This window comes from Tianxiuia mixotrophica (assembly GCF_050596425.1).
In the GTDB taxonomy this organism is placed as follows: domain Bacteria; phylum Bacillota; class Clostridia; order Peptostreptococcales; family Acidaminobacteraceae.
The window spans coordinates 2532539-2558279 of record NZ_CP192292.1; the positions used below are offsets into that span (position 1 = coordinate 2532539).

Annotated in this window: 22 protein-coding genes; 20 read left to right on the plus strand and 2 right to left on the minus strand. The window is 40.4% G+C overall.

Features of this window, described 5'->3' with window-relative positions; all coding sequences use genetic code 11:
- Positions 1-48 precede the first annotated feature (48 nt).
- The 5 genes from ACQ4KW_RS11025 (at position 49) to ACQ4KW_RS11045 (ending at position 2995) form a co-directional block, all read left to right on the plus strand.
- Positions 49-276, plus strand: a complete 228-nt coding sequence (locus ACQ4KW_RS11025) for an acyl carrier protein (protein ID WP_430882525.1) — start codon at positions 49-51, stop codon at positions 274-276.
- A 13-nt stretch (positions 277-289) separates the two neighbouring features.
- The gene (locus ACQ4KW_RS11030) at positions 290-454 is read left to right on the plus strand and encodes a hypothetical protein (RefSeq protein WP_430882526.1); all 165 of its coding nucleotides are present in this window, start codon (positions 290-292) and stop codon (positions 452-454) included.
- Positions 455-632: 178 nt separating this feature from the next.
- Positions 633-1616, plus strand: a complete 984-nt coding sequence (locus ACQ4KW_RS11035) for an NAD(P)-dependent alcohol dehydrogenase (protein ID WP_430882527.1) — start codon at positions 633-635, stop codon at positions 1614-1616.
- Between the two features lie 56 nt (positions 1617-1672).
- Positions 1673-2515: an aminoglycoside adenylyltransferase domain-containing protein gene (locus tag ACQ4KW_RS11040; protein ID WP_430882528.1), complete on the plus strand. Its 843-nt coding sequence runs from the start codon at positions 1673-1675 to the stop codon at positions 2513-2515.
- Positions 2516-2644: 129 nt separating this feature from the next.
- A complete protein-coding gene (locus ACQ4KW_RS11045) occupies positions 2645-2995 on the plus strand; it encodes a tRNA-binding protein (RefSeq protein ID WP_430882529.1) in 351 nt (116 codons plus the stop codon).
- A gap of 99 nt (positions 2996-3094) precedes the next feature.
- Here the strand turns inward: ACQ4KW_RS11045 and ACQ4KW_RS11050 are convergent, their stop codons facing one another.
- A complete protein-coding gene (locus ACQ4KW_RS11050; RefSeq protein ID WP_430882530.1) occupies positions 3095-3556 on the minus strand; it encodes a hypothetical protein in 462 nt (153 codons plus the stop codon).
- Positions 3557-3713: 157 nt separating this feature from the next.
- Positions 3714-5927: an ATP-binding protein gene (locus ACQ4KW_RS11055; RefSeq protein WP_430882531.1), complete on the minus strand. Its 2214-nt coding sequence runs from the start codon at positions 5925-5927 to the stop codon at positions 3714-3716.
- 139 nt (positions 5928-6066) lie between these two features.
- On the opposite strand from ACQ4KW_RS11055, the gene ACQ4KW_RS11060 reads away from it, so the two are divergent.
- From ACQ4KW_RS11060 to ACQ4KW_RS11130, 15 genes are all read left to right on the plus strand, one after another.
- The gene (locus tag ACQ4KW_RS11060; RefSeq protein WP_430882532.1) at positions 6067-6888 is read left to right on the plus strand and encodes a hypothetical protein; all 822 of its coding nucleotides are present in this window, start codon (positions 6067-6069) and stop codon (positions 6886-6888) included.
- Positions 6875-8248: a hypothetical protein gene (locus tag ACQ4KW_RS11065; RefSeq protein WP_430882533.1), complete on the plus strand. Its 1374-nt coding sequence runs from the start codon at positions 6875-6877 to the stop codon at positions 8246-8248. Before ACQ4KW_RS11060 ends, ACQ4KW_RS11065 begins: the two co-directional genes overlap by 14 nt.
- Positions 8249-8259: 11 nt before the next feature.
- Positions 8260-8775 carry a YbjN domain-containing protein gene (locus ACQ4KW_RS11070; protein ID WP_430882534.1) on the plus strand — a complete coding sequence of 172 codons (516 nt, stop codon included), beginning with the start codon at positions 8260-8262 and terminating at the stop codon, positions 8773-8775.
- A 59-nt stretch (positions 8776-8834) separates the two neighbouring features.
- The gene (locus tag ACQ4KW_RS11075) at positions 8835-10556 is read left to right on the plus strand and encodes a phage tail sheath family protein (protein WP_430882535.1); all 1722 of its coding nucleotides are present in this window, start codon (positions 8835-8837) and stop codon (positions 10554-10556) included.
- Positions 10557-10590: 34 nt separating this feature from the next.
- Positions 10591-11022: a phage tail protein gene (locus tag ACQ4KW_RS11080; RefSeq protein ID WP_430882536.1), complete on the plus strand. Its 432-nt coding sequence runs from the start codon at positions 10591-10593 to the stop codon at positions 11020-11022.
- 130 nt (positions 11023-11152) lie between these two features.
- Entirely contained in the window at positions 11153-11524 is a 372-nt protein-coding gene (locus ACQ4KW_RS11085; RefSeq protein ID WP_430882537.1) for a phage tail assembly protein, read from the plus strand.
- Positions 11524-11703, plus strand: a complete 180-nt coding sequence (locus ACQ4KW_RS11090) for a DUF6760 family protein (RefSeq protein WP_430882538.1) — start codon at positions 11524-11526, stop codon at positions 11701-11703. Before ACQ4KW_RS11085 ends, ACQ4KW_RS11090 begins: the two co-directional genes overlap by 1 nt.
- Before the next feature lie 78 nt (positions 11704-11781).
- Entirely contained in the window at positions 11782-12210 is a 429-nt protein-coding gene (locus ACQ4KW_RS11095) for a phage tail protein (protein WP_430882539.1), read from the plus strand.
- A 102-nt stretch (positions 12211-12312) separates the two neighbouring features.
- Positions 12313-17520, plus strand: coding sequence for a hypothetical protein (locus ACQ4KW_RS11100; RefSeq protein WP_430882540.1), 5208 nt, complete (start codon positions 12313-12315; stop codon positions 17518-17520).
- Positions 17521-17555: 35 nt separating this feature from the next.
- Complete coding sequence (locus tag ACQ4KW_RS11105) at positions 17556-18206, plus strand: peptidoglycan-binding protein (RefSeq protein ID WP_430882541.1); 651 nt, start codon at positions 17556-17558, stop codon at positions 18204-18206.
- Positions 18207-18256: 50 nt separating this feature from the next.
- The gene (locus tag ACQ4KW_RS11110) at positions 18257-19354 is read left to right on the plus strand and encodes a phage late control D family protein (RefSeq protein ID WP_430882542.1); all 1098 of its coding nucleotides are present in this window, start codon (positions 18257-18259) and stop codon (positions 19352-19354) included.
- The gene (locus tag ACQ4KW_RS11115) at positions 19351-20106 is read left to right on the plus strand and encodes a phage baseplate assembly protein V (protein WP_430882543.1); all 756 of its coding nucleotides are present in this window, start codon (positions 19351-19353) and stop codon (positions 20104-20106) included. The genes ACQ4KW_RS11110 and ACQ4KW_RS11115 overlap by 4 nt, the downstream gene beginning before the upstream one ends.
- Before the next feature lie 45 nt (positions 20107-20151).
- Positions 20152-20553, plus strand: coding sequence for a GPW/gp25 family protein (locus ACQ4KW_RS11120; protein WP_430882544.1), 402 nt, complete (start codon positions 20152-20154; stop codon positions 20551-20553).
- Positions 20554-20571: 18 nt separating this feature from the next.
- Positions 20572-23559: a hypothetical protein gene (locus tag ACQ4KW_RS11125; protein WP_430882545.1), complete on the plus strand. Its 2988-nt coding sequence runs from the start codon at positions 20572-20574 to the stop codon at positions 23557-23559.
- Positions 23560-23574: 15 nt separating this feature from the next.
- Positions 23575-25740 (plus strand): hypothetical protein, encoded by a 2166-nt coding sequence (locus tag ACQ4KW_RS11130; RefSeq protein WP_430882546.1) that lies wholly within the window; start codon positions 23575-23577, stop codon positions 25738-25740.
- The last annotated feature ends 1 nt before the right edge of the window (position 25741 follow it).

Below are 25741 nucleotides of genomic sequence, written 5' to 3' on the forward strand. Positions count from 1 at the left end.
CCTTATCTGGGTTTTTCAATCTATAATAATTTGGAGAGGAATGCGTAAATGATTAGAAAAACTGTATTTGGTATAGTATCGGATCAAACGAACTATGAACCTGGTGAACTCAGCACAAAACATTCATTGTTTGATGATTTATCCATGGATGGAGAAGAGTTCTTGACACTCATTGCCATACTAGAGGATGAGTTTGACATCGTTTTTGACGAGAATGCAATTGAAGATATTGATACCCTATCGGATATTATTAAGGTTATTGAGGAAAATTTATAGTAAGGTGATTCCATTGTATAAACAAGACGAAACTGTATCATTTGAAGAGCATGTGTACCAAAAAGAAGTGAACAAGAAAAAGTACGAATCAAAGAAAAGAAAGCACCATGAATTTGACGATGATATGGATGCTTTTGAAAGAAAACGAAAAAAGCATATGAAACGTAAAAACACATAATGCCACTTTTTTATTTACTCAAGTGGGTTATAAGTGTTTTGTAAAATTATAATTATAATTGTTATCCCAGTTATTTGCCAAAATGACTGGGATTTTATTGTATAAGCCTATCATTAAGCGTAATATATAATTGTAGGAAATATTGAATCAATTGGAGAATATACAGAGGAGTCGTGCTTTGAAAGCAATCATAAATAGTAAGTATGGAAACGCTAAAACAATGCAACTGCTAGATATTCAAAAACCTATCCCCGGGGATGACGAAGTGCTTATTAAGGTTCACGCAGTTTCAATAAATTCATGGGACCTTGGTATGCTAAATGGGTCCCCGATATTTATTAGAATGTGGGGGCTTTTCAAACCCAAAGTCAATATTTTAGGATCAGACGTTGCTGGTGAGGTTATACAGGTTGGAAAGAATGTGGATCGTTTTAAAGTTGGAGATCGAGTATATGGTGACTTGGTTGAAAACAACTGGGGCGGTTTCGCCCAGTTTACTTGTGCCGCCCAAAACGCCCTGACACTTATACCTGACTCCCTTAGCTATATTGAGGCAGCAGCTATCCCACAAGCGGCTTGTATGGCTTATCAGGCCCTAGAATTGGCTTCTATCAAAGAAGGGCAAACTGTGCTTATTAATGGCGCCGGAGGCGGTTGTGGATCATATGCCCTCCAGTTTGCCAAGTTGTATGGTGGGCAGGTCACAGGTGTTGACCGAACAGACAAACTTGAATTCATGCAGTCTATAGGCGCAGACCATGTTCTTGATTATACGAAGACGGACTATACAACTCAAGATAAAAAATATGACATTATTATTGATATGGTTGTCGATAAATCACCAAAGGGTATCTTGAAGGCACTTAAGGAACAAGGTCAATTTATTATGGTGGGCGGCAAAACGCTTAGAATTTTGCAAATGTTCGCCTTGTCAAAATGGTATACACGAAGGCAAAATAAATCACTTCGCATACTTGGGGCAGTGGCCAACTATAAGCTCAAGGCCGTTGGAAATATTATAAAAGACCATCCAAACCTTATTCATATTGATAAGACCTATGACCTTGACAAGGTTCCAGAGGCCATGGACTATATTGCAGGGGGACATGTCAAAGGAAAAATTGTAATAGACCTAGACTCAAGAGGATCAATAGATTCATAAATGCATGGTAAATGTATTTAAAGATATTCGTTAAAACAATCTGAAAGGATGCTTATATGTCAAAAGACAAACAAACACAGGCTGATTCCATTGACTTGCTCCTTAACTTAAACACACAACTTAGAACACAAGACATAAATGAAGTAAAGTCTCTAATCTCTGAGTTCATAGACAAGTTGAAAAGAGAATTGGCAAATGATCTCGATCAAATTATTGTATACGGTTCCCTCTGCACAGGTGATTTTGATCTTCATTTAAGCGATGTAAATTTACTTATTGTCACTAAGCGAGATCTTATTGAGACCGATTTGTTTGTCCTGTCTCATTTACACAATGCTCTTAAGAACCAATACAGCATATGGTTTGAGAGACTGGAAGTGTCATATATAAGTTCACAAGAAATCTACCAAAAGACTCCCCCAAAAGCGCCTCGTATTTGCTTGAGTCAGGGAAAAACCAGTCGGATTCCCTACGGGGCTCAGTGGTATTTTCAAAAATATATGCTAAGAAGCAGTGGTCTTGTATTGTACGGAGGCCTCTTAGACAAAGATAAACTTGAGGTTTCATCAACAAATCTGCGGGTCGCAGGTTTTCAAATTTTAATGGATACATGGCAGCCTTTGACCCAAAGAGCAATGCATCATATGTCGCCAGATCTTCTTATTTCAGGTGTTCTAACAATGTGCCGTCTTATCTGTACTATTGAGGAAGGACACGTTCTTTCAAAGCTTGATGCCGCACGCAGAGTGCTAGAAGCTTATCCCAGTGACCATAGCCAGATCATAGAGACTGTGATTGCCTATAGAGAAAAAAGAATTCCCATGGAGTCGATTGATTTAAGAGCCTGTTATAATTTTATGAAGTATGTCATAGAGAAGTTTTTAGGTCATGACTCATAAAGTCAAATATGATTTTTTATCGACCAATTTCGACAAATCTCTTTTTTTCATAAATTTCTATGTTAAACTAATAGATGTGTGAGTGAGAACAACATGGTTATAAAGTACTACCAGAAAGGATAATTCAATATGAATACCCCGATCAAACCCCTAATTGATTTTGAAGAACTCTGTAAACTAGACGTTCGTGTTGGAACAATTGAGTCTGTTGAGAATGTAAGAACATCAAACAAACTTGTTAAGATGCAAGTCAACTTTGGTGACTTCGATCGACAGATCCTTGTAGGTATGCAAGGTGAAAGAGAAAACAACCAGGAAGTGGTGGGGCAGCAAGCCTTGTTTATCGTAAATATGAAACCAAAGAAGATGGCCGGTGAAATTTCTGAAGGCATGCTTTATGACATTGGTTTTGAAGACGGTCTAACGCCAGTACTTGCTACACCAGAAAAGCCAGTTCCAAACGGGACAAGAGTCGGGTAACAAATTAAAACATCCTATTAAAGGCTCTCCAGTTATGAAATAATTCACAACTGGAGAGCCTTTTTATTTTTTAAAATCCACGCGCATTACACACACATTTCATTGGAAAAAGAACATGGAATTTTTCAAGCGTTTGTAGCATAAATAATGAATAATTTCTAAAATAAGAGTGAGTAAAACAATGTTGATCATACCAGGATAGAGGTAGACAACACTGGACGCCTGATCAAGTTTAATCAGTCCAGTAAGAACATGACCAACCATACTCAATCCGGCTGCCACTAGCAATAAGGTCATAAAGTGCCTGATGATAAAAACATCATCTTGACCACATTTTTTACCGCTTTTTTCAACCAATATACTTCTTTTTAAGGCGCCAATATAAGCAGGAAACTGACCAGCGTATAAGAGAAAGGCCATGGGAAGCAAGTATATATATAACATTCTGTCATAGACAATTGAATAAAAGTATTCAGCTTGTGCCAAATCTGGAAAACCATCCCCAAGCATCAATAGGGTAAATAGGGCAAAACCTAAAAACCTTTGCATCTTTTTTGTCATAAATGTCCTCCCTATATGATTAAATCTATTCTTCTAATCATAAAACAGTCGCAAAAATGTAACATCCACTTACAAGGAAAATTATAACATTAACCCTAAATATTATCTAGAGCTATAAAAGAAGGGATTAAGTTTACATAATAATATTATGTTGCTATTAAGTGTCAAGCATGTAGGCATATTCGCCAAAATCTGATCTAAGAACAGCTTTTCCTGTTTTACCAAGCTCATGTTGTATACTAAGCATAATGGCCTTCATGTCAACCTTGCTATTTTCAGAGGCTGCCTTGAATGCAGATGAAAGAGCCACATTTTTAATATGTCCCCCTGTCAACTCGAAGTTTTTTGCAAGAAAGTTAAAATCAACATGTTTAGACACGGGCACTTGCTCTGGATAAATAGACTTCCAAATGTCCAGTCTTGAATCAGCATCAGGTATGGGGAAGTGGACCACAAATCGAAATCGCCTTAAAAAGGCTGGATCAATATTTTGCATAAAGTTTGTTGTTAATATACTAATCCCTTCATAAGCCTCAACCTTCTGCAATAAGAACGCCGTCTCCACATTGGCGTACTTATCATGGGAATCCTTCATTTCTGTTCTTTTACCAAAAAGAGCATCCCCTTCATCAAAAAGTAAAATTGCACTGCTTCCAGAAGCATCTTCAAATAGAGCACTAATGTTTTTTTCAGTCTCACCAATATATTTACTAATCATCTGCGACAAGTCCACCTTATAAAGTTCAAGGTTAAGCTCCTTAGCAAGAATACGAGCGCTAAAGGTCTTACCTGTGCCAGGAGGACCTGCAAAGAGAACCGCCAACCCCGTTCCATAATTAAGGTGTTGTTTGAATCCCCACTCATCCAAGACCTTATTTTTATGTTTAATATGACTACATACTTCCACCAGGGTGTCCTTCGATGAATCTGGTAAAATCAATCTATTCCAGTCGCCACCGGCATCAATGCGCTGGGCCCTTTTATCCAGTTCATGGTGAAGTTGACTCCGGCAAGCCCTGTGAAAAACATCAGAGTCAATGATCTGACGGCCTTCCCATTTTGTTAGTTCAACTGCATCGTGAATGGCGTTTTCTATCTGGTCTGGAGTAAAAACAAATTTTGAGGCCACTGCGTCCATATCTGCTGCCACTTGATAAGAGGTGGTTTTAAGAAGACGTTCCATAATGCCACGTCTTATGTGTCCCTGGGGATAGTCCAGTTTGACCCTTAGGACTGTCAGGGCATGGTCCGGTCGTGTCAAAGGGGGAATGGGTTTTTGAGACAGGGCAAATGTCACTTTGACAAATGGAGCCATATCCGATAAAAAGTCATGATACATTGCCCCAATCAAGTCCCTGTGGTCTTCAATATTAATGTCCGTTATAACCAGTACGGCCTGATGTATTAAGAGGGTTTGGGCCAATTGCTTCAAAGCCTTCTTAAAGGCGTTTTGACCCTCCATATAAAAGGAATGTAGATTTTGCGCGCTGACAATAACCCCAGAATGTTTGTAGGCATGGCAAAAATGCTTTACTTGATTGAGCTTACCAATGCCTTCTGGGCCATTTATATTCATGACAATGCGTCGTCCCTTGACCACACTGAGATTGGATAAGTACATATTAATCTGGTCCTTGATTTCCAAATGGGTCAAAAGATCCTTTGGTCTTTCATCCGGCAAATAAAGGGAAATAAAATGGGGCAAGACTATGGTCTCTAAGTCTGAATCCAGCAAGAATCCCTTGATAGGTGCCAAAAGCTTCAACTGGGTGCCTGATAAGCTTGCGGATTCCTCTTCGAAGAAATATTTCATTAACTTACTGTCGCTGTGAAATTTGGTCATGTGCTTCATATAGACTTCTTTATTGTCATCATATATTAAACATGCAGTTTGTACCGTAGGGTATCGCATGCTGGCGTAATCATTCAAATATCCAAATATCTTTTCGTATTTTCTATCCAGTTCAACTGAAAAACTCAACATGACCACAAAACGTTCAAAATCTGAAAGTTGAAAAACACTGGATAGGTATTCAAAGGGTAAGAAGACATCTGACTTTTCGTAACCATCCCCATTTAATGTGCTATCAATTCGTCTGGCCATGGTGTTTCTATCGTCAATCAATTTATTTTCGAGCCCTTTGTCTTGGAACTCCGCCCCTTCCTCAGAGGTCGTATCTTTTATCAAAAAATTAGACTTTAAAGCATTTTCAACCTCATCAAGGCTTGTAAATGCTTTTTTTAAGTGGCTTTTTCCGGGTGTATGCATTTTTTTAGAATATCTGACTGCATATTTTGAAAGGTAAAGATCAATGACTTTTAACTGGTCTATGTAGTAGTCAATATTTCTTTTATAAGTTTGTCTTTTCATAAGCGCCTCCTTACTATATTAATACGTCCCCGAAGCCTGCAAAGTGACTTGAATCAAGCGTATTTAGAAATCTTTATATTGCTCGGCCCAGGACTGAGTATAAGTAAAATGCCGGTGGTGTATTCAGTGGAGGCCCAATATGGACAGATTCAAAAAAAATCCAGAACCTTTTTTACGGCGTTCAGCCAAACTGTCGCCTTCAACAGAACTGGATACCTTTAAGAATTACAGGGCCAAAACAGGCCATGATTCAAAGTATGGAAAGGCTAGACTACAGGCTAAAATCACAGATTTGAACACAGAGGTTGAAATCGGACAAACTGAGTCTGAACAAAAACCTATTGTGGTGATGTCAGCAAGAGCTGACAAGCGATTCACCCATACACTCAGGCCAAATATTGTTGACATGAACCGAGCATATAAAAGACGTTTTTCTGGAAGAGTCCATTACAATGACCTCGACCAGGAATCGGTTCTACCAGAAACAGACATACAAGAAAACGCTTTTAAGTATAAAAGACATTTAAAACGGTCATCAAAAAATGACAGCAAAAAGACTGAGGCATATGACATGCCTGTTCCTTTTATGGATGATGAGGAAGACAAGGAGGCATTGATGAACCTAAGTGATAGGCTCATGGAAAATAGAGCCGATGCCACACAGCATCGTGGGAGAGATCCAACGGATGCTGCAGGACATTCTGAAGAAAAAGCTGAACTGGAAAAGCAAATCGACTTTCACAGAAGAATCAATCACCTCAAGGAAGAAAAGCAAAAAATGTACTTTAAGCAGTTCGCTCGTGCTTGGGAGTCCCTTAAAAGGAATGGACATAAAAAAGATGCAATTTTTCCTGTGTCCAGTCTGGATAATGGTAATGATGGCCAAGAACAAAGTCAAAGTCCAAGCGCTGATAATACTAAAGCTAGCACAGAGGGGGTGAATGCCTTTGACTCAGGATAAAGTTAAGAAGGAAGACGAGCAGGGTCCTGTGAGCTCAGAACCTCAAGAGGAAGAGCCTGCTGAACTTGAGTCTGAAGAAGCCATTTCAGATTTTGCTGAAGACTGCGATTCCGATATGGATGAAGACGTATCCGAGGAATCGACTGAGGAAGAAGGTGAGTCTGAGGAGGAAGAAACAGAAGAAGAACCTAAAGAGGAATCGGCACCACCAGATAATCCTTTTATGCAGCTTGAGGAAATGCGTCAAGACTATACTGGTTTCTCTAAAGATCAAATCAATGAGCCTGATGAAGCTGAAAAAGAAGCTGACAGCAAAACCCTGGAAACGGCCTCAGATATGGAAGCTGACAACGCAGGGGATATTGCAGAAAATGTTGGCAAACTCTTAGGCAACGAAGCTGTCGGAGAAGCTATTGGCAATGCCATTAAGGGGTCCTATGCGGTGATTAAAGCCATCGTTCAAAAGGTCAAAGAATCAAAGGACAAGGACGAAGACCAAATCGCTGAAGAAAAAAGCAAGTGGCAGAAGTTTAAGGAACTTGTGGTTGAACACAAGGACAAGCTCTTTGCTATTGGTGAAAAAATCATCAGTAAGGTTCCAGTTTTAAGATCCATAATGGCTGCAGTGAAAACTGTGTATAAGATGGTTCAATTCTTCGTTATCAATTCGACCAGAAAACGCATGGTTGCAAACAGAAGAAAATTCAAGGAAAAATACCGTGACAAGCAAGACAAAGACGGAAAGTATGTTGAAAAGTCCACAGGTTTTATTTCTTGGGCCAAACGGAAGATCGGTGTTAAAAAGACTGATGAAACCGTGAACAAAGACCTTCTTGAAAAGAAATACAAGGGAGGACCTGGTACAAGAGAAACACTTGATAATTCAGAAACTAAGGATATTCGTCAGTATCTTATTGACGATAGACTTATGAAATTGAACAAGGACAGGCAAATCAAAAAAGGCAAGGATGCCGCTTTTGATGGTTTAGATACCACAGTCAACATAATGAAAGATGTGTCATTCTTTGCATCAATGGGTGCTTCTGAAGCCGGTATGGCTGCCCTAGATGCTGCATCGGAAGGCATTGAGATGGGCAAGGGCCTAGCTGAAAAAGCCATTAGTCTTGCTGAACTGAAAATGACACCTCAACAGATGAAAGACGCTGTTGATTACACAGGCATTCTTCTTGAACACGTTGGTGGGATGACACCTTTTAATACCGAAGTGGAAACCATCGACGAGTTTGATCACGTTGATTCTGACATTGATGCCACAGGTGTCGACAAGCAGGAACTTTATAAAAACAATGGCAAGAAAAAAGAACAGAAGAAGCTTCTAATTGAAGCGCTGGCTGAGTAAGGAGGGATTCCATGACCGAGACTGTAAGAAATCAGGATCTGATCAAATTGGAGTACCTGAGTCAGAAACTGTCTGAAATCGATATAGAATCTCGTGTTTTGACCAAAACGGAAGAACTTGGCCTGGGAACTATGGTCGTTGCCCTAGACAATGACTACAAAAATCGAGATCAGTTGGTGAATCTGGCTCTGCTACCAAGACCAGACGATGAGCTTGAGCATATTAATCTCATGCAGTTTTATGTGGAGTTGCCTGAATCATTCAGCCAAACCACAGAAAACAAGGTGAAAGATCTTCTTACAGAGATTAATGCAAGAATGCCAATTGGACATTTCGGCATCAATGAAGAACGCATTTACTGCAGATATGTAATGGTGCTTCCCGATGGCGAAACGGTCAATGAAGCAGATATAATCGAAACACTTTTCCTGTTTGCCGACATCATCGGTGTATTCCAGGAAATGATTGAAGATCTGGCCCAGCAGAGAAAGTCGCTGGATGCCATTAAAGTGGAATTTGCATTTTAAACTATTAAAGATCGAAGGGAGGGACTAATTTCAGGTCAATGATCTGAAATTGGACACGTATGGCAGAGTATTTATCACCTGGAGTATACGTTGAAGAGTTCGAGATGGGACCACGGCCGATGGAGGGCGTCAGTACAAGCACTTGCGGTTTTGTTGGTCTAGCTGAAAGAGGTGCCGTTGTTGGCGCACCTGAACTTGTAACAAACATTGCTGATTTTAGAAGAAAATATGGCAGTTATCTGTCAGAAAATCAGTTTGGTGAATATCGGTTCTTATCCTATGGCGTGGAAGCGTTCTTCAATAATGGCGGTTCAAGAGCCTATATTATGCGTGTGGCCCCTGAAGACGCTAAAATTGCTGAATCTAAAATTGAGGGCGATATGACCCTAAATATCACAGCCAAAAACCCTGGTGCATGGGGCAATGACATTCGCGTGAAATTTGCACCTACGAGCAAGGCTAAAACGCAAGTTATGGAAATGGCAGAAGACGGAGACAAAAAGTCTTACACAGTTAAATCTGCTGTCGGTTTCAATGTTGGTGACATTGTTATGTTCACTGATGGCGAAGCAACTGAATTTGCTAAAGTGGCTTCATCTGTGGAGAATGTGCTTGTTTTTGAAGAACCGTTTGGTGCAGACGTTGTCGACACTGAGCTTCTTCCAAAAAAGACCATTCAAACATGTGAGTTCAATATGGAAGTGGGCTACCAAGACCTGCTAGAATCCTATGAAAATGTGTCACTAAATATTGCTGCAGCAAACTTTATTACAAAGCGTCTGGCTAAGTCTGATCTCATAGAAGCTCAGGTTGAAGGCGATGCAGAAGGTGCTAAAGCGCCTTATGAAGCTCTAACGGGAAATTCAGAAGGTACATATGTTTTCGGTCTTGACGGCGGTTTTGACGGCACGGCTGACAACGTAACATCATCAACTTTTATGGGATCTGATGATGGCCCTGGAAAACGTACAGGCATCCAGTCATTCCTAGAAAATGAACAGGTGAGTATTATGGCTGTTCCTGGTGTGACAGATCCAAACGTACAGCTTGCTCTTGTGGCACACTGCGAAAACACAAAGAGTCGTTTTGCAGTTCTTGATGTGCCTGTTTCTGAGAAAAAAGTCGGTGATGTTCTAAACTTTAGAAACATGTTTGACTCTGATTATGCGGCGATGTACCATCCATGGCTAGAAGTGTTTGATCCGCTTGATAAGCGAAACATTTTCATGCCACCATCTGGTGCAATGGCTGGTATTTATGCACGTTCAGACACAGAGCGCGGTGTCTTCAAGGCCCCTGCTAACGAAGTCGTTCGTGGCGCTGTTGGTTTAAGTTCTCTTTATGGCAAGGGCGAACAAGACATTTTAAACCCTAAGGGCGTAAACTTAATCAGGACATTTACAGGACAAGGCATTCGTGTTTGGGGTGCACGTACTGCTTCATCTAATTCTCTTTGGAAGTATGTCAACGTAAGAAGACTCTTTATTTTCTTAGAAGAATCTATTAAAGCCAATACGAATTGGGTTGTATTTGAGCCAAATGATGAACAGCTTTGGACAAGAGTTAAGCGTACTATCGAAGTGTTCTTAACAGGAGTATGGAGAAGTGGCGCACTTGCTGGCAGTTCTCAAGGTGAGGCGTTCTTCGTTGATATTGGTCGTACGACAATGTCTGAAGATGATATTCAAAACGGCAGACTCATTTGTGTTATCGGGGTTGCACCTGTTAAACCTGCTGAATTTGTTATCTTTAGAATTGCTCAGAAAACCAGTGAACAATAATAACCTATAACTCTTATAAGGAGCGTGAATATCTATGGCTGATATGAAACACCCATATCGGAATTTTAGATTCCGTCTGGAAATTGATGGTTTAGAAGCCGGTGGCTTTGCAGAAGTTTCTGGCTTTGATACATCAGTAGACGTTATCGAATACAGAGAAGGCGACGATGTTACGACACCTCGTAAGCTTCCTGGACTTACAAAATACGGAAACATCACTCTAAAATGGGGTACCTCTGATTCAATGGTGCTTTATGAGTGGCTTGATGGAATTACAGAAGGCACAATCGAGCGTAAAACTGTGACAATCACAGCAATCGATGAAGCTGGTGACGATGCAGCATCATGGCAAATGATCAATGCATGGCCAGTGAAATATACAGCGCCTGATTTTAATGCCACTGGTTCTGAGGTTGCTATGGAATCTCTTGAGATTGCCCATGAAGGCCTAACAAGATCGCAGTAATAGGTAATAATTCGGAAGCGGGTACTCCTAATTGGAGTCCCGTTTCCGTAATATTGGTTAGAATAGTTGAGAATTGGATAAATTTATATATAGGTTATAAACTTGAAAATCATCATAAGGGGGAAACACTATGCCATTCCAAACAGAATATGAATTTGAACTACCTAAAGGATTTATTGATCAGCAAGGCAATATGCATAAAAGAGGCGTTATGAGACTGGCAACCGCAGCCGACGAAATTTTACCTATGAGAGATCCACGTGTGCAGCAGAACCCAAGTTATCTATCGGTTATTTTGCTTTCCCGCGTGATTACGAAACTTGGCGACGTTGGCCATATAGATACAAAGGTTATTGAAAAGCTATTCACAGCAGATTTGGCCTACCTTCAAGACCTTTACCAACGTATTAATCAAATGGAATCACCGGCTTATCCTACAGTTTGCCCAAAATGTGGACACGAACATGAGACGCCTGTTGATTTTTTCAACTTAAAGGGATAATGACTTATCCCTTGGCGCAAATATACGAAGAGGTGGCTTTTATAGCCTACTATTTCCACTGGTCCCATGAGGAAGTCATGGCCATGGAACACAAGGAAAGACGAAAGTACTGTGAACAGATCTCTAGTATTAATAAAAAGCTTAACGACACACCTGACAATATATTTGATGTGTTTTAAAAGTGACTCCTAGAGTCCCTTACAAATATCTTGTATAGCAAGAATACAGTGTGGTCACAGTTCATTTAGAGGTGATGTATGGGTAAAAATGATAATCTGGGACTTGTTTTTAGATATGAAGTGGAGATTGGGAACTTTAAGGGGAATTTCTCTAAAGTTTCTGGCTTAGAAGGTCAGATAGAGCTTGAGGAATACCAAGAGGGCGGAGTAAACGGCTATGTTCACATGCTTCCCAAACGTGTGCAAAGTGGAAAACTGGTTCTTGAGAGAGGTGTTGGAGACCTGGCGCGAATGATCAAATGGTTCCAGCACATAAAGGAAGGTAAGCTTCAAAAATCAAGTGGAACCATTAAACTGCGTAAGGAAGACAAATCTGTCGTTCGCACTTGGGAATTTCAAGATGCCTTCCCAACGAAATGGACAGGCCCGTCCCTGAATGCCATGGGCAATGAAGTGGCCATAGAGACCCTAGAAATTACACATTCCGGTCTGACGGAGAAGACATAATATATTTATGTATACTTATGTACTTATGTTTAAGGTAAAAAATCCAACCTGTGAAACAGGTAAGCATACTCTATAACAAGCTCAAAAACAAGCGGATGAAACATGCTAAAAATGAAGTCCATTGCGCCCAAAAGGACAGAAGAGGACAATATGATTCAGCATAAGACGATGATTCAACATCAAAGCATAAAATCAAATATCATAATGAACCCAAGTGTCTCGCTATTTTCTACCTATATCATGAGCCGGTATGGTTTTAACAGCGCGGCATTTCGTCCTGTGGATTTATATTTCCTAGAACTTATGGGATTTGAATTAAGTCCAGAGATGTCTTCACAGTCGGACGCAAAAACCGTTTTTAAGAGTACCATCAATAAGAATGATTACATTAAGAATTACCACCAGCAAATACAAAATATTAATCAATCGGTTAATGTCATTCATCAACTGCGAATGGCATCTGATAGTCAGTATTTAAAGTTCTTAAACACATATTTAGAAAATAGGACTCCTGGTCTTGAAGACAGCCAAGATAAGGCAAGCAAGACTTCTTTAAATCCCATTGCAAGGTTTAGACAAACTGTTCACAACATGCTTGAACGAAAGTCTGAAAGTCAATCAGGTCAGGCTAACAACCAAGACCTTGATCTTAGAAAATTAGAAGATCATTCGCCTTTACACATCCTTCTTGCTTCAGTGCAGGCCAGTCAACTAGGAAAGGAAAACGCACTTTATAAAAACAAGAACATTTCGGCTTCTTTCAAATCAATGGAGCTGTTTTTGAAAAGCTATAGACCTGGTCAAGATGATTTTAAAACAAGTTCTCATAATGATTTGAAAGCAGCTTCTTATGTTGATTTACATCCTCTTCCTTTGAGTTTGCCCCTTTATCAGCTTCAGGGACTGTCTGCTCAAATACTGGGTCAAATGAGTGGTTTAATGCCTTCTAGCTTAAATATTAGGACCATGCAGACAACTTTATTAGACAAGACTGACAGTAATGAAAATAAGTTTTCAAGAGGACCATACTGGAAACATGCAAATTCAGTACTAGAACATAATTTAAACACCAAGTCTTTTGAGACATGGTTTAAGACTGCCCAGACCTATATGATCCATTCTAGCCAGCTCGTAGACAGATCAAATGAGGTCTATATTCCCGCTTTGGCAACAGAAACTGTCTTTGTAAGCAAGACTGCCCTTATGGGAAGAGATCTTATTAATGAGAAGGATCAAGGCATCATCAGCTTTACAAGCACACTGAGTCCCCATATTAATGGGACCACAAATTTCCTATTCGAGGGACCTTTAGTGACAAGAGATCTAGCCCTTCGAGGCAATATACATATTAAAAGGATCATGGCCGACCAGCTTGAATCAAAAGACCTCTATACACAAAGGAACAAGGACAAGTACCTTGTGCATAAAATGGTGGACGGTGAAATTTCACCAGTTAAATCACAGGAAGCAAGTTCCATACAGTTTCAAAATATAAAAGGAACCGTACAAGAAAACATACAAGAAAATATGCAAGAAAAGATACAAAAGAATACACAGAAAAATGTTCAAGAACATATACATGGAGAACCTTCACAGTTTTACACTGTACAAACCATGTCTTCAAAATCTGATGCCTTCAGCTTAAGTAATAATGGTTCAGACTATTACGTAAAACATATTGAAAACCAAAACACTCAAGAAACAAGCCCAATTTGGCACCATGTTCTCAATTCGCCAAAGCAGTTTTTTGAAAGTTTAAGCCCAGGGTTTCATTCAAATAGTCAAGGCCGTTTAGACATGATATTTTTTCAGTCTTATTTGAAGAAATATGACAATTTGAAGAACGTAAGTATGTATAAAACTGGTTTGAGTCATAGAAATGACACACAATATGATGTTGTGGTGTCTCAAATCAATAAGGGGTCTAGGACCACATTAGCCACCCATGATAATGTGTTTCAGTCCCACTTAATTGAAAGCATCTTGAAGGGGATCGGTCTTGACAGTCATATTTTTAACAGCCATGCCTTGTCAATCCTCTTGTCAAAAGGGACCTACAATTATTTTGATAACATAAGCGGTTCATTTGGTGATAAGCCACTTAGTTTAAAAACTTTGCATTTGGAACATCATGAATCGAATATTATGGCCCCTCTATACTCAGATAAAACACGTCATGGTCTTAAAATGTCGGATGTACCTACCATAAGAATGCTAAAGCACCATGTTGACCAGCATATTTTATCAAATCTAAAAGAGTCTGGATCTCATGATGTCAAAGATGAAGTTTATGCACTTGAAGCGCTTATTAAGAATACATTGAGTCCACTTACTCTAAAAGAATTTACAACCGCATACAATAAAACAACATATGAGAATCCATTTATAAACAGCGTGCTACTCAGTCTTTCTAAAATAGAAAGTCTCAGCACCCTAAATATAAATGGTCCTATATCCAACCGTTTGCAAACTATGTTTTCTGCACAACAAGCGGAAATGAGTCAGGATGGCTTTAATCAGTACTTTAGCTATTATAGTGACCGTGACACGGGTCAGAAGTCAAGTCGTGACCTTGAAAACAGCATCAATGGTTACTTGATAAATGGGATGACAACTATATTTAATATGCCACTAAGCCATATTAGACGTCTGTCCTTAAATAGATTGATCAGCACGATAGAAGCAGACCATGTGCATGGACAAAACACTTTGAGTTACTTCCAGTCGGAGCAGACTTTGCTGAATCAGTGGCATAAGAATGATCAATTCTATTTGCAAAAAGCTATTGAAACAAGCCTGCAATCAGATATTTTGGGACCCTATGCTCACAAAATAGGTCTTTATAAAAGTCATATTGAAAACCATGAGCTTGCAGAAACTGATAATTTTATAGGAAATCAACTTCATTCAAAACATGACTCATATGATTCCTATGCACCTGTTCATATTAATCAAACCCATATACAAATGATTCACCAAACGGTTTATGATGCACTTCTAGAAGTTAACCAAGGGCTGCAAAGTAAGGTTTCGCTCATACTCAGTGACTTGACCCAGACAAAAGTGGAAGAACCCCTTCAAAGCAAGAAAGCAGCAAGGGGACCTAAAGCCAAGCATCATAAGAAAAGAAAGACTCAAAAGTCTCTCATTAAGCGAGTCCTGCACGAAGAAAAACATAACCTTGAAAACCTGCTCTCAAAAGAATTTGAAAAAATGGTTCTTGACCATATTCACGAAACGCTTACAAGTCAACTTGAAGAAGTTGTTGCTGGTTCAGGCTTATTTATAGAAGCAAGTCAGACCAGTCAGGTAACCAATGGGCTTTGGAAACAAATCCATCAAATTTTAAATAAGGAATTGCCCGATGCTTTTGCGAATATCCTTGACCAACATGCCATTACAAGGGCCAATAAAGACAAATTAAATGAGACCTTCGAAAAATTGACTGAAACATATGTGACAGGTCTTATCAAAGAAAACAGATTTGAAGCCATTTATAAGCATGTTCAGACCCTTATCACTGACACGGTTGCGAACAGACAGACTTCTGATAAGCAGACAAGGCATTTTAACCATCTAGCCCTAGAACAAGCTACACGGGGACCAAGAAGTATCAATTATAGCCTTGTAGAATCACAAGACCAAATACATGACATAAGCGTTTTACAGACACCAAGCTTCTCACTTGTCCCAAGTCTATCAAAAACTGAAAGTCTTTTAGTGGCTCCAAGTGTTTTTTCAAACTCTTTACTAAGATCTGATTTAACTGCTTTTATACATCTTAAAACCGGCGTGCAGGAAATTGAATCAAGACGTGATTTCACAAGACTTGGAATCGATTTAAAACACATTGAGTCAAAAACTGCACACGTTATTAAAGTGAAAGATGCTGAGGACTCTGTCGATCTTGAATTAATGAGTCGATCACTCAATAATAGATTAAGTGAGTCATTTAATAAGTCATTAAATATACGCTTAAATAAGTCACTAAATGAATCACTAGATAAATCACTAAGTCTATCCATAAATAAGTCACTAAATAAGTCGCTCAATGAATCACTAGATAAATCATTCAACAAAAGCGTGGACAAGTCAGATAGGTCTATTTTAACAAGTCAAAAAAATGAACTTATAAGTCAGGACAGGGCTAGAAAAAATCCACATTTTGGATCAGAAAAGGCATCCAAACAGTTTAGACCACATAATCAACAAATGCACATTAGCATACAACACAGAAAGACTATGAACAGCACCTATAGAGCAGAGGTCATTCTGGCCCTCCAGTCCAAACTAGAAAAAAACACTGATTTTTATACAAGGGCTGTTTCCGTTTTCAAAAACAAAACAAGTGTGAATCCAGAAAAGAACATTAAGCAAGTTCAGCCTCTTACAAATGATATTAACCATAATACCTATTTACAACTTTATGACATAGGAAAATGGCCAGCTGATTCTTTAAAGGCTTCAACCTTTAAAGACAGAACAATCCGACCAGAACCACTCGGCCTAAAATGGGCTGACCTGAAACCAATTAATTTGAAGACTTTAAACCAAAAACTCTTAAATCATAAGCTCCTAACTCATAAGCACCTAGGCAATCATGAAACTGAAGGCCTGGAAAGTTTCAAAATGAGTCAATCCTTAAGGTTAACATTTAATAAAAAAACAATCTTGACTCATTCTGAACAATTTATACACCTTCAGGATGACAAAATCCTAAGATTTAAAAAGACTGGTCAAAATCAAACAATTGACCTTCAACCAAAAGTGGGACAGCTCCAGGATAATCTTGAGAATACGAAGACCATGGTTGACAGAAAGCTTAATGAAAATAAGAGTCTTGTTCATACGCATACGGCAAAGAAAGTTAGCGAGGACCTCTTGGGGCAGACCCAGACTCACATGTATACAAGGGTCACCGATCAATTTCTTAAGAGCAAAAAGTTGATAGTGAATCAAACCACACTTCAAAAAACCCATTTGCAGACCCGGGAAAGTATGGCCAAGCTGGATATCCATGCCATACAAGAGGTTGAGCACCATACCATTCGTCCCGTCAAAATGGACTATGCCAAGCAAGCCGTCCAGCAGATGCCAAAATTGGATGATAAACCGGCTTCTAGACCTATGCAAAGCATGGCAATTGACATGGACAAAACAAGTCCACCAGTGGAAGACGTCATGACATATAAGCCACCGGTCTCTGAAGCACCTGTCATGGACAAGGTTGATGTGGATGCTATTTTTGAACAAATATACAACAAATTCGAAAAACGAATTGCCTTTGAAAAGAGAAGACGCGGTCTGTAACAACACTCTATACAGGAGAATAGCAGGTGAGATAAATGGCTCTTAAAAAAGCTGAAGTTCATATCATTGGTGAAAAAAAGACAGAAAAAATCAAGGTTCTTTTTAACCCTAATGAATACAAAATCACAAACACCAAAAAGTATAAGTGGATCCAGCCCGTTGGTGCTGAACAACCCGTCAAACAGTATGTTGGATCAGAAGTGCCACAGCTTGAAGTTGAACTCTTCTTTGACACCTATGCATCTCCAGCACCAGAGTCAAAGAAAAAGGATGTTCGCAAGTTCACTGAAAAGGTCATGGGGGCAATGAAGGTGGACGCAGGCCTTCATCAACCACCTGAAGTCAAGTTTGTATGGGGGTCTTTGAATTTTCAAGGCGTTCTGACCAAGGCCACACAGACCTTTACCATGTTTCTTGATTCCGGGAAACCAGTTCGGGCCAAAATTTCAATGACCCTTGAGTCCGTTGACACCCTAGAAGCCCTTATGAAGAAAACACCCCTGGAGTCACCTGACAGGACCAAACACAGGATTCTAAAACAAGAAGAAAAGCTCTGGCAACTGGCTGCCCATGAGTATGACAACCCCAATGAATGGAAGCGTATTGCAAAAGCCAATGGCATAGCAAATCCAAGAATTCCACCAACTGGGCGCAGTATCAAGGTTCCAAATATTCATGATTCATAGATAGGACCAGATAAAATAGGACAATCTTCTCTTGATAGGCAGGTGACAAAATGGACAAAAAACAGTATAAAATCAGCGAACTGTCTAAAAAGTACAAGGACTTTTCTGTTCCCACCCAAGTGATCAAAATAAAGGGCAAGGACTTGTCCAGTGCTGGAATAGTCGTTTCCAGCCTCAGTGTGGAACTGGGTATAAAACAGTCAGCCAATTCCTGTACCTTTGACATTTTAAACGCCTATGATTTAAAAAACAGGTCTTTTAACAAAGACTGGCTTGATAAATATTTTGTTCTCGGAAATATAGTGGATATTGAGCTGGGCTACATTGAAACTGTGTCCGTTTATAAGGGCTATATTTCTCAGGTCACTGCAGATTTCTCCGAGTCCCAATTTCCCAAACTCAGCATAGAGTGTATGGATGTTAAAGGCCTTATGATGCAGGATATAAAATCCGAGAAAAAGGTCTATGAGACCTATGGAGACGCAATTAAAAAAATCTTTAATGACTATAAATCCCTCGCTAAAAAAGTTGAGGTTGATTCAACCCCAAAGCTTGAGCACCCCATAGAACAGAATAGACAGAGCGACTATGACTTTGTTGTTGAGCTCTCAAAGAAACTTAATTATGAGTTTTTTGCCCTGGGAGATACAGTTTACTTTCGTGAACCAAGAAAAATCACAAAACCTGTAATTGCCTTTGAATGGGGACAGTATATTATGTCCTTTTCAAGAGAAATTGGCCTGCACTGTCAAGTCAGCGAGGTGACAGTGAGAGGCTATGACACTAAAAATCATAAGGTTGTCGAAGGGAAGGCTGATAAAGTCAAAAAAGCTGGTAAGGGTAAAAAGGAAGCTGATGGTGTCACGAAACTCCTTAAAGGGGCAAAGGTGACCATAGTTGACGAAACCATAACCACGGCAGAAGAAGCCAAAAAAAGGGCTGAAGCGGAACTGGACAGACGGAGTATGAACTTTGTCAAAGGAAAAGGCACCTGTATTGGTCTTCCAGAAATCATTCCTGGCCGGTACCTGCAACTTAAAAATTTTGATCCAACAATAGATAATGACTATTATATCACCGGCGTAAAACACAGTTTCGGTGATGGGGGATTTACAACAACATTTGATGTGGCGGTGAATGTAATATGAGTATAATTGACCTTTTAAAAGAAGAATCGAGCAAATCTGATGATAAAATGTACGGACTTACCTTGGGCATTGTGACCAACACTGAAGACCCAGAAAACTTGGGTCGGGTCAAGGTTCAGCTGCTCTTAAGAGACGCCAGCGACAATGAAACGGACTGGATTCGCGTGGCTGTACCCTTTGCAGGCAATAAGATGGGTGCCTATTTCATTCCCGACGTGGATGATGAAGTCCTTGTGGGCTTTATCAATGGCGATATCCATAAACCCTTTGTTATGGCTGGATTATGGAATACAAAAAACAAACCCCCAGTTGACAATGAGAAAGGAAAGAATCTCACTAAAATGATTAAAACCAAATCAGGTATAGAGGTCATTTTAGAAGACTCGGAAAATGGAGAAGAGTCTGTGGTAGACATTAAAACCCCAAAAGGTCTTCATGTCACCATGAAGGACAAGGATGAAGTGGTTGAAGTGTCTGACAAGGGGGGCAAAAACGGTGTCAAAATTGATGCCAAAGGCGGTCAAATTAACGTGAATGCCGAAAAGAAAATAATGGTGAAAACCGGAGGTTCTCAAATAATCCTTGATGGCGCCGGTCAGAAAATAGATATTAAAACCACAACACTTAGCATTAAGGCTGCAAAAATTGACATAAATGCCGATGCCTCTATGACAGTAAAATCAGGTGGGCTCATGAACGTCGAAGCCAGTGGTTCTGCCAATATTAAAGGGGCTATAGTCAAAATTAATTAACCTTCCTTTACACGAACAAGGAAAATCACGAATAAGGGTGGTCCTATGAATCAAAAGTTTACAGGCACTGGTTGGAGCTTTCCCATCAGGCCAAGCCAACAAATGGGTCAAATATCTGTTTCCCAAGACGAAAACCTTATAGAGCAGTCCATTCGAATGATCATAATGACAAGAAAGGGCGAACGTGTCATGCGTCCTACCTTTGGTTGTGACATTCACGACTATACGTTTGAAACCATTGATTATACAAATCTCAAACAGATGGAACATGTTGTGGAAGAGGCCCTGACCCTATGGGAACCAAGAATCAATGATATTGAAGTTCTTGCAGACCAGCACCCCACAGAGGATGGCTGTGTTCTCATTGAAATCAATTACATCATTCGAGCTACCAATAACCCGCACAACTTGGTATTCCCATTTTATCTTACAGAAGGCATTGAGTAACATCCACGGGAGGGCATCATGAAGCCGCAAATTATTAAAGAGAGCGAAAAAAATAAAATATTAGAGCGGATTAGAAGCCTTGCAAAAAGCTATACGCCAGATTGGAATCCTGATTTTAATGAGCCGGATTTTGGATCAGCCCTTGCCCTTATCTTTAAGGATATGTACATGGAGCAGGCCCAAAGACTCAATCAACTTCCCAATAAACAGCGGCGTGATCTTATTAATCTATTTAATCCTGTCCCTTATGGCCCTGTTGCATCAAGAGGGTTTGTTAGCTTCGAACTCAGCGAGGGGGCTTCAAATGGCGTCTTCCTTGAAGAGGGCTTCCAACTTTTAGCACAAGCCACTGAAGACACGGAACTTCATTTTGAAACCACCCAGCCCCTATACGTGACTCACAGCAAATTAAACCAGGCTTTCGTCTATGACCATGAATACGGCTGGTTCTCAAAACACACAGCTTTAGATGATGGATTAGAGTTCCCACTCTTTCATGTGGACTATAAGGAAAATGTCAACACGCCATCCCTCACCATCCGTGACCCAAAATGGCTGTATCTGAGAAAAGGTATGTCTCTTGGACTGACATTCACAACACGTCAAGAAATGGATAAAAGTCGCTTGGTGGAAGGCTTGTGCGATCCGAAAAAAGCCCAATTTATAACGCGAATCCAAGACGATGACACCTTAGTGAATCTTGAAGCGACAAAAAAATCAGACGATCTTTACATAAAGTTAAGTGATGACATACGGCTTTCGGGAGCCATTGAATGTCGCATTATTGATATTGCCTATTTTAGAGACATTGAAATACTGGATTTAGATTTCAAACTCATGATAGATAAACTTGATCCTCAAGTGATACTCTGCAACGATGACCTCATAGACTCTAGGACGCAAATTTATCCATTTTCTAAAACATATAATGTATTCGATGCCTTTTATATAGGCGATGATGACGCCTTTTCAAAACCTGGTGCCCTCATTCAAATTGATATGAAGCTCATGCATCATATTCTTCCTATAGAAGCAATTTCTGAGGAAGCAAACATAAGATGGCGAAACATTATGAATGCGTCAGAATTAAAAGAACCCGAACCTAGAACCATACGAATTGAAAGTCTTATCTGGGAGTACTGGAATGGAATCGGCTGGACACCCCTCAAGGTCAACGCCCAGGCCTACATAATTCCTCAAGATGGACCATGGCACGTTGAGTTTGTTTGCCCAAATGATATGGCTTCTGCTGTTTTTGGACCAGCAGCCTCAACCTACATTCGTGTACGCATTAACAAGATTCAAAATGCCTTTGCACCTAAGGGGGACAGGGCCGTTCCTCTTATACAAGCCCTTGCAATAAGTTGTAACACAGAGGAACAAACCCAATTTATTAAACAAAGACCCCTCCAACTGGAAACGGTCTCAAACCTTGAGCATCAAGTGTTTCATAGAGATCAGGTGGGGCTTGCCACTATAAGCCTTGCTAAATCTCCTGATGATAACATTGGAAAAGCGGTCTACTTAAGTTTGACTGCCAACCTTGAAAAAGGGCCTTTACGGATTGAAATTGAGCCAATTTTAAACACTCAAGAAAACACTTCTGTGGCCCATAAGATCCAGTATTATGGCACGATTGGCGGACGAGCTGGCTGGTACGACTTACCCCATGAAGACGAGACAGATGGTTTTATCATGAATGGACTCGTCAGTTTTATGGCCCCTAAGTCCATGAGTCAGATTAAGAGGTTTAACCAGCTATCCTACTGGTTACGCTTACTTCCAATGGATGGTCTAAATGGTTTAAGCGCACCGAGATCCTACACACGTAAACTCAAGCTGCGCCTTAATGCCGTTCGAATTGAACAAACAGAAACCTTGACCCCAGAGTATTTCACACTGGCAAGCATACAGCCTTATGCAAAAATATATCTTTCTAGAGCGCCTGTTCTAAAAGCCCACGTGTGGGTCAATGAAATAGATTCAATGAATGAGAAGGACATGGCACTGGCACTAGAAAAAGGCCCCAACCACATACAGATTGAAAGAGATAAGCGCGGAGAAATAGAAGGCATTTGGATAAAATGGCAACAAGTTGATGCCTTAAGTGATAAGGCTCATAAGGCCTATGATGGACGCATTTATGTCATTGATTTAGAACTGGGTCGCATAATGTTTGGCGATGGCAAGACGGGTCGAATTCCCCATAGTGATCAGGCCGATTTTATAAGGGTGCGATACGCTCTCGGCGGAGGTATTTCCGGCAACTTGAAAGCTGGAAAAGTCAATAAAGCTGTGAACAGCTTGCCGTTTCTAGAAAGAGTCTACAACGGTAGCCCTGTATGGGGCGGACTGGGCATTGAACCCACCATACATGCAGAGGAAAGAACGAGTGAACACATTCGTCATAGAGGACTCGCCCTTTCCCATAGAGATATAGAAGGCATTCTGAAGTCAAAGAATAGGGATATTCACGATGTTCATGTAACCAGTCATAAGGGGCAACTGAATATTTCCATACTTCCGGATGCATTTCCCTATCAAATCAGTCAGTTTTATGAACTCAAAGACAAAGCTGAGGACATTCTGAATGAAAGTGCACCGCTTATGCTAACAGGTCAAAATCGACTTGTTATAAAAGAACCTCTCATGATCACATTCAGTGTCAATATGGATGTTGTCGTTGAGTCTGCCGGTGACTATATTAAGGCTCTTAGTCGTTGGAACAAGCAACTGGATGATTACTTTCATCCCCTATATGGCGGCCCTAAAAAAATGGGTTGGAAGATAGGGGTCTTACCGGAACATACGTCCATACTGGCCGATTTAAAGCATATGCTAATGGGCACCGAGCTCATTGACAATGTTATGATCCAAATGCATGTCATTGATGGAAACAACCGAATACCTGTCAATCACAGAACTCATGGTCGTATTGACCTATCCCACGCCATTGTGGTCAGTGGTATACATGATGTGAGAATAAGAATCTCCAACCACAAATAGTAAGAGGTGTATCATATGTTAAAGCCGCATCGATTGGATGACCAAAACTTCATAGATATCGTTAATAGATCCAGACGGCTTATTCAAAAATATGCGGCTGACTGGACCAACGAAAATGCTTCTGACCCAGGCATAACAATTCTTGAAATGCTGTCTTGGCTTAAGGACAACATGCAGTATTATATGGACCAAAGTGACCTTATATCACAAAAGGCCTATATGGACTTGCTTGGCATATCGCCTCTTTCAGGGCAACCTGCTCAGATGATTGCCACAGTCACCTTTACAGACAGTGCAGAAGATGATTATTTGTCAGGGCGAATTAGACAAACGCAAATCATACCAAGAGGCTTTCCTGTCTGGGCGGGTGACACGCGATTTGAGTTATCAAGCTCTGCCCAGGTTCAGGTTTCCACCATTGTTTCCGTATATTCTTCAGATGAAGACTTCAGGGGCAGCATCACTGACTTGATTGGCGCATTTGACAACAACGCCGCCGCATATCCCTTTGGTCCCACACCAGGGAAAGGGCAATGCTTGTACATAGGATTTGACGACCTTCGACCAGGACTTCTATCTTTCTTTATAGATCTTGAAGATGATCCTATTGGTTTTAGAAATCCCTATGACTACAATGAAATCTCCTTTGCAGATGGTGTCTGGGAAATGGCACTTTTAAACAAGAAGGGCGTCCTGTCCTGGCATGCTGTTGAAGAAATCATTGATGAAACCCATGGTTTTATGAACGATGGCATTGTCACATTAAAAATAGACAAGGGAACCTACATTCAAAAATGTCAGCTTCTCAAAGGGGAAAAAGCTCTTGTTTGGCTTCGTTACAGACTCATAAACGCTTATTACGACAGACCACCAGTGATTGAAAACCTTATTATGAATGCCATTCGCCTAAAGCAGGAACAAACTGCCGTGGCTTGCCATAAAATCCATGCCCATGTTGATGAGGAATCACTGGGTCAAGGGGGCCTTGATATTCAAATTGATGACTATGTGCCTGAAGGGGCTGATATGATTCTTGAGATTCTAACGCCTTCCGGCTATAAGGCCATTGATAAAAGCAATTATGCCTGCCACAGAAATGACAATGGGTCTATGCGCTTGGTTCTTGGAGAAAACCACGACTCAGTGGATATTACAAACCTAAGGCTTATCACTGGTGACCCAACACTGGGGGGCATCAGAAGCTTTGATGTTACTGGACGACCATACGACACAATTGACACCACTTATTCAAATATCCTTTTTAATGATTTTTCAGTGGAGATAAATGAAGACTATCACCAGGACAAATGGAGGCCATGGCAATGTGTCCACCACCTCTATGCCTCAAAAGCAGACGATAGGCACATTGTTCTCATGCCCGACTCTGGTCAAATAGCCTTTGGCAATAATGAACACGGCATGTTGCCTGATTCTAAAAACAGGGCGCTTCGAATTGTGAATGCAAAGTTTTCAAAAAAAGATATGGGCAATGGACAGTATAAGAAGCTCTATGTGGACGAAGTCATGTCAAGCACATACCAATTCACACCTGTTTCTAAGGCTGAAGGTGGGCATGCTAGGGAATCTGACGAAGAGGCTTTCAACAGATTTCACAAGGAAGTTTCAAAGCTCTCTCGCATGGTTTCAAAGGAACACATCGAGGAAATCGTCAAAACAACACCAGGGCTGGCCATTAGAGATGTATCTGTCATTGTAGGGGACAACAGCTCTAAGCCTGGTCGGATTATTGCCCTTCCAAAGTCAGAAAGTATCAATCCTGAACTGCCAGAAATATATGTGGATTTCATCAATAAGAGAATTCAACAAACACGTCTTATTACAGAACAGTGGTTTGTAACAGGACCAGACTATATAGGCCTCAAAGTCAAACTTGAGATTATTAAAGATCCAGCTGTACACCTTGATCCTTCAAGAGTGCGCGATCTTGTACTGGGATTTATTGAACCTCAGACAGGCAAGCTTTTTGGCAGAAGACTCTCTGCAGGTAGATTAAAACGTAGCCTTGAATCCATTAGTGGGATCATAAGGGTTTCTAGGTTAAGCCTTAGAACCGACAAGGGATCTTATCGGCGGGCCGACGGGGATGTACAACTGCCCCTGTCAGCAATTGCCCACCTAAGCGACATTGACCTACAAATCCTCGATGATCAGGGATGGTGAT

Bases quoted from the DNA above. Each gene is read 5' to 3' on its own strand.
- ACQ4KW_RS11025 (WP_430882525.1), top strand. From the start codon at position 49: ATGATTAGAAAAACTGTATTTGGTATAGTATCGGATCAAACGAACTAT.
- ACQ4KW_RS11040 (WP_430882528.1), top strand. From the start codon at position 1,673: ATGTCAAAAGACAAACAAACACAGGCTGATTCCATTGACTTGCTCCTT.
- ACQ4KW_RS11045 (WP_430882529.1), top strand. From the start codon at position 2,645: ATGAATACCCCGATCAAACCCCTAATTGATTTTGAAGAACTCTGTAAA.
- ACQ4KW_RS11050 (WP_430882530.1), bottom strand. From the start codon at position 3,556: ATGACAAAAAAGATGCAAAGGTTTTTAGGTTTTGCCCTATTTACCCTA.
- ACQ4KW_RS11055 (WP_430882531.1), bottom strand. From the start codon at position 5,927: ATGAAAAGACAAACTTATAAAAGAAATATTGACTACTACATAGACCAG.
- ACQ4KW_RS11060 (WP_430882532.1), top strand. From the start codon at position 6,067: ATGGACAGATTCAAAAAAAATCCAGAACCTTTTTTACGGCGTTCAGCC.
- ACQ4KW_RS11070 (WP_430882534.1), top strand. From the start codon at position 8,260: ATGACCGAGACTGTAAGAAATCAGGATCTGATCAAATTGGAGTACCTG.
- ACQ4KW_RS11075 (WP_430882535.1), top strand. From the start codon at position 8,835: ATGGCAGAGTATTTATCACCTGGAGTATACGTTGAAGAGTTCGAGATG.
- ACQ4KW_RS11080 (WP_430882536.1), top strand. From the start codon at position 10,591: ATGGCTGATATGAAACACCCATATCGGAATTTTAGATTCCGTCTGGAA.
- ACQ4KW_RS11085 (WP_430882537.1), top strand. From the start codon at position 11,153: ATGCCATTCCAAACAGAATATGAATTTGAACTACCTAAAGGATTTATT.
- ACQ4KW_RS11090 (WP_430882538.1), top strand. From the start codon at position 11,524: ATGACTTATCCCTTGGCGCAAATATACGAAGAGGTGGCTTTTATAGCC.
- ACQ4KW_RS11095 (WP_430882539.1), top strand. From the start codon at position 11,782: ATGGGTAAAAATGATAATCTGGGACTTGTTTTTAGATATGAAGTGGAG.
- ACQ4KW_RS11100 (WP_430882540.1), top strand. From the start codon at position 12,313: ATGCTAAAAATGAAGTCCATTGCGCCCAAAAGGACAGAAGAGGACAAT.
- ACQ4KW_RS11105 (WP_430882541.1), top strand. From the start codon at position 17,556: ATGGCTCTTAAAAAAGCTGAAGTTCATATCATTGGTGAAAAAAAGACA.
- ACQ4KW_RS11110 (WP_430882542.1), top strand. From the start codon at position 18,257: ATGGACAAAAAACAGTATAAAATCAGCGAACTGTCTAAAAAGTACAAG.
- ACQ4KW_RS11115 (WP_430882543.1), top strand. From the start codon at position 19,351: ATGAGTATAATTGACCTTTTAAAAGAAGAATCGAGCAAATCTGATGAT.
- ACQ4KW_RS11120 (WP_430882544.1), top strand. From the start codon at position 20,152: ATGAATCAAAAGTTTACAGGCACTGGTTGGAGCTTTCCCATCAGGCCA.
- ACQ4KW_RS11125 (WP_430882545.1), top strand. From the start codon at position 20,572: ATGAAGCCGCAAATTATTAAAGAGAGCGAAAAAAATAAAATATTAGAG.
- ACQ4KW_RS11130 (WP_430882546.1), top strand. From the start codon at position 23,575: ATGTTAAAGCCGCATCGATTGGATGACCAAAACTTCATAGATATCGTT.